We start from the raw sequence: 4,391 nt of genomic DNA, 5'->3' as shown, positions 1-4,391 counted from the left end.
TCAATTCGGATCAGTCTGCGGCAACAGCTGCACCCCCAGGTACAACGCCAGCATCCCGTCCAGCTTCAACGGATCAACCCCGCTCAGCTCGGCAATCCGTTCCATGCGATAGCGCAGGCTGTTGCGATGGATACCCAGCGCTTCGGCACAGGCCTGGCTCTGCCCGTCGTGCTCGCACCAACTGCGCAGGGTCGCCAGCAACTGGCCGTTGCTGTCCTTGGCGATGACCTGGCGCAGCGGCTTGAGCAGTTCGTCCAGCGCATCATCGTTGCGATGACGCCACAGCATGACCGGCAAGCGATAACGATTGAGCGTCAGCAGTCTCGAATTCGGCAGCACGTCACGACCATAAGCGAGCAAATCGCCGACCCGTCGATAACAGCGGCGCAACCCGGCCAGGCCATCCGCCTGCCCGCCGACGGCGATCCGCAGAACTTTCCAGCCGAGGCCATCGAGTTTTTCCAGCAGGCGATCGTGCTCGACGTTCTGGCTCGCCGGGCGACACCACAACAGCGAAGACTTCGCCGAACTCACGCACCAACTGTCGGGATACCGCGAGGTCAGCCATGCACTCAATGCCTCGACGGTTTGCCCCGGGCCGTGCTCAAGCCCCAGTTCAAACAGATACGGCACCCGGGTCAATTGCGGCTTGAGCCCAAGCTGCTGCGCCTCATCGATCAGGCGCGGCGAGTCCCCCGACTCGCTCAACAGCAACGCCAGCAGATCATCGCAGCGCTGCCGTCGCCACTGCTGCTCGGCCTGCTGGTTGCGCTGGCCGACGAGCATTTCGGCGGTCATGCGCACCAGCTCGGCGTAGGTGCGCAATTGCTCCGGCTCGCCAGTGATGCCAAGCACGCCGATCAAGCGCTGATCGAGCAACAGCGGCAGGTTGATGCCCGGTTGCACGCCTTTGAGGTGCACCGCCGTCTGCGCATCGATTTCCACCACGCGCCCGTTGGCCAGCACCAGTTGCGCGCCTTCATGCCGGGTGTTGATGCGCTCCGGTTCACCGCTGCCGAGGATCAGGCCCTGACTGTCCATGACATTGACGTTGTACGGCAAAATGGCCATGGCCCGGTCGACGATGTCCTGGGCAAGGTCGTGATCGAGTTCGAACATAGCGGCGGCAATCCTTCATTTCAGGCACGGACGGTTGTTCAGCCGCACAGGGTCTGGCGGCAAACCCTGTGCTCAGGCACAAAGACAATCCGGCCAAAGGTGGCCGAGACTCACAGGGCGATCAACGTTACCCTTTGCATCGCAAAAAATCATAATAAAGAGAGAGCCGCTATGTCGCAGAGCGCCGCAGCTACCCAGACCATCGACGACGGTAAAAACGCCGTCTACAAACGCATCACCCTGCGTTTGATTCCCTTCATTTTCATCTGCTACCTGTTCAACTACCTCGACCGGGTCAACGTCGGCTTCGCCAAATTGCAGATGCTCGACGCACTGAAATTCAGCGAAACCGTATATGGCCTCGGCGCCGGCATCTTCTTCATCGGTTACGTGCTGTGCGGCGTGCCGAGCAACCTCGCACTTACCCGCTTCGGTCCTCGGCGCTGGATTGCCTTGATGATGATCACCTGGGGCACGCTGTCGACCTGCCTGTTGTTCGTCACCACTCCGACCGAGTTCTACACCCTGCGCTTTTTCACCGGTGCGGCTGAGGCGGGTTTCTTCCCGGGCGTCGTGCTGTATCTCTCGCAGTGGTTCCCGACCTTCCGCCGTGGCCGGATCATGGCGTTGTTCATGTCGGCGATCCCCGTCTCCGGTCTGCTCGGCAGCCCGTTTTCCGGCTGGATCCTCAACCACTTCGCCGCCGGCCAAGGCGGCCTGGCCGGTTGGCAGTGGATGTTCCTGCTGCAAGGCATTCCGACCGTGATCCTCGGCGCACTGGCGTATTTCCTGTTGAGCGACAGCTTTGCCAACGCCAAATGGCTGACCGCCCACGAACGTTCGGTGCTCGAAGCCGACCACGCCGAAGACCTCGCCAACAAACCGAAAACCGCCACCGACTCGCTGCTTGCGGTGTTCAAGAATCCTGCGATCTGGGCCTTCGGCCTGATCTATTTCTGCATCCAGAGCGGCGTGTACGCGATCAACTTCTGGCTGCCATCGATCATCAAGAACCTCGGCTTCAGCGATAACCTGGTGATCGGCTGGCTGAGTGCGATTCCGTATCTGCTCGCGGCGGTGTTCATGCTGGTCGTCGGCCGCTCGGCGGACTTGCGCAAGGAGCGCCGCTGGCACTTGGTGGTGCCGATGCTGATGGGCGCTGTCGGTCTGGTGATCGCAGTGAACTTCGCAGCGAATCCGGCGATTGCGATTCTCGGCCTGACCATCGCGACCATGGGCGCACTGACTGGTCTGCCGATGTTCTGGCCGGTGCCGACCGCCATGCTGAGCGCGGGCGCGGCGGCTGGCGGTCTGGCGCTGATCAACTCGATGGGGCAGATGGCCGGGTTCCTCAGCCCGTATCTGGTGGGTTGGATCAAGGACAGCACTGGCTCGACGGATGCGGCGTTGTATGTGCTGGCGGCGGTGATCGTTGGCGGGAGTATGCTGGCGTTGCGGATGACGCGGACGTTGCGGGCTTAATCAGAAGCGCAGATCAAAAGATCGCAGCCTTCGGCAGCTACTGTGGAATGCGTTCCCTGTAGGAACTGCCGAAGGTTGCGATCTTTTGCGTTTAAGCGGTGCAATTATGCATAGCGCCAGTCGACGCAACATCTGTGCTGACTCTGCCGGCCGCTTCGCGCCCAGGCTCGCTCCCACAGGATTTGTGGCTCCTGGATGTGGGAAATAATGAGCATCCGCTCAATATTCAACACAAAAACCACGTATCCTGCGCGCCCCGTTCAACCATCACGTCGCGAGAACAGTTTGTCTAAAGGTATCGCTCTATCGGTTTCAGCCTCGGTGCTGTTTGCCGTCATGTATTACTACACGTCGCTGCTGACACCTCTGAGCGGTGTGGAAATCTTCGGCTGGCGCATGCTCCTGACCGTGCCGTGCATGACCGTGTTCATGCTGGTTTCCGGGGAATGGCGGCGGGTGCTGGAACTGTTCCGATTGATCACAGCCAGGCCGAAGCTGATCGCCGGGCTGCTGGTTTCTTCCGCCCTGCTCGGCGTTCAACTGTGGCTGTTCATGTGGGCACCGCTCAATGACTACAGCCTGGATGTATCACTGGGTTATTTCCTCTTGCCACTGGCGATGGTGCTGACCGGGCGGATTGCCTATGGCGAGAGCCTGTCTTACCTGCAGAAAATCGCCGTATTTTTCGCCAGCCTCGGCGTGTTGAACGAGTTGTATCAGGTGGGTGGTTTTTCCTGGGCGACGCTGGTGGTCGTGGTCGGTTATCCGCTGTATTTCGTACTGCGCAAATACCTGAAAACCGACAATTTGGGTGGCCTGTGGGTCGACATGACCCTGATGCTGCCGGTCGCTTACTGGTTTGTGCAGGGCGGCGAACAGGGCCTGGCCGTGTTCGATCAATATCCGGGACTGATGTGGCTGATTCCGCTGCTCGGCCTGATCAGCGCTTCCGCGCTGGTGGTGTACATCATCGCCAGCCGCCTGCTGCCGTTCAGTCTGTTTGGTTTGTTGAGTTATGTGGAACCGGTGTTGTTGCTTGCGGTGGCGTTGTTGCTGGGAGAAAGCATCAAGTCGGGCGAGTGGCTGACTTACATCCCGATCTGGCTGGCGGTTGTGGTGCTGGTGTTCGAAGGCTTCAAGCATTTGACGCGCCAACGACGCTCTTGAATGCAACACAAGACAAATGTGGGAGCGAGCCTGCTCGCGAAGTCGTCAGACCAGTCAACATGACTGTTGAATGAAAGTCCGCATTCGCGAGCAGGCTCGCTCCCACAGGTTTTGTATGAAGCAAAAAAATCCCGGCCCTGCATTTCTGCAGGCCGGGATTTTTTCATTTCGGATTACTCGGTGGTCAGCACACCACGACGCACCTGGTCACGCTCGATCGATTCGAACAGAGCCTTGAAGTTGCCCTCGCCGAAACCGTCGTCACCCTTGCGCTGGATGAATTCGAAGAACACCGGCCCCATCAGGGTTTCCGAGAAGATCTGCAGCAGCAGGCGCTTGTCGCCCTGCTCCGAGGCACCGTCGAGCAGGATGCCGCGTGATTGCAGCTGATCGACCGGCTCGCCGTGGTTCGGCAGGCGACCTTCAAGCATTTCGTAGTAGGTATCCGGCGGCGCGGTCATGAAACGCATGCCGATTTTCTTCAGCTGATCCCAGGTCTTGATCAGGTCGTCGGTGAGGAACGCAACGTGCTGGATGCCCTCGCCGTTGAACTGCATCAGGAACTCTTCGATCTGCCCGGCGCCCTTGGACGACTCTTCGTTGAGCGGGATGCGGATCATGCC

The 4,391-nt window shown here is 59.7% G+C and carries 4 protein-coding genes; 2 read left to right on the top strand and 2 right to left on the bottom strand.

Going from position 1 to position 4,391, the window contains the following annotated elements:
• Nucleotides 1–1,119 (bottom strand): sugar diacid recognition domain-containing protein, encoded by a 1,119-nt coding sequence (locus D8U71_RS14755; RefSeq protein WP_130888077.1) that lies wholly within the window; start codon nucleotides 1,117–1,119, stop codon nucleotides 1–3.
• A gap of 171 nt (nucleotides 1,120–1,290) precedes the next feature.
• Between D8U71_RS14755 and D8U71_RS14750 the strand changes: the two genes are divergently transcribed.
• Nucleotides 1,291–2,601 (top strand): MFS transporter, encoded by a 1,311-nt coding sequence (locus D8U71_RS14750; RefSeq protein WP_130888076.1) that lies wholly within the window; start codon nucleotides 1,291–1,293, stop codon nucleotides 2,599–2,601.
• A gap of 285 nt (nucleotides 2,602–2,886) precedes the next feature.
• On the top strand, nucleotides 2,887–3,768 hold the full coding sequence (rarD, locus tag D8U71_RS14745) for an EamA family transporter RarD (RefSeq protein ID WP_130888075.1): 882 nt from the start codon (nucleotides 2,887–2,889) through the stop codon (nucleotides 3,766–3,768).
• Nucleotides 3,769–3,941: 173 nt separating this feature from the next.
• Here the strand turns inward: rarD and D8U71_RS14740 are convergent.
• The coding region (locus D8U71_RS14740) for a VOC family protein (RefSeq protein WP_177434911.1) at nucleotides 3,942–4,391 on the bottom strand (450 nt) is incomplete at its 5' end.

Source organism: Pseudomonas sp. Sample_21 (genome assembly GCF_004307525.1).
In the GTDB taxonomy this organism is placed as follows: domain Bacteria; phylum Pseudomonadota; class Gammaproteobacteria; order Pseudomonadales; family Pseudomonadaceae; genus Aquipseudomonas; species Aquipseudomonas atacamensis.
The sequence above is the reverse complement of the archived record's forward strand: the minus strand, read 5'-3'. Positions and strand labels throughout refer to the sequence as shown.

Excerpts from the sequence above, each read along its gene's own strand:
- D8U71_RS14755 (WP_130888077.1), bottom strand. The coding sequence starts at position 1,119 with ATGTTCGAACTCGATCACGACCTTGCCCAGGACATCGTCGACCGGGCC.
- D8U71_RS14750 (WP_130888076.1), top strand. The coding sequence starts at position 1,291 with ATGTCGCAGAGCGCCGCAGCTACCCAGACCATCGACGACGGTAAAAAC.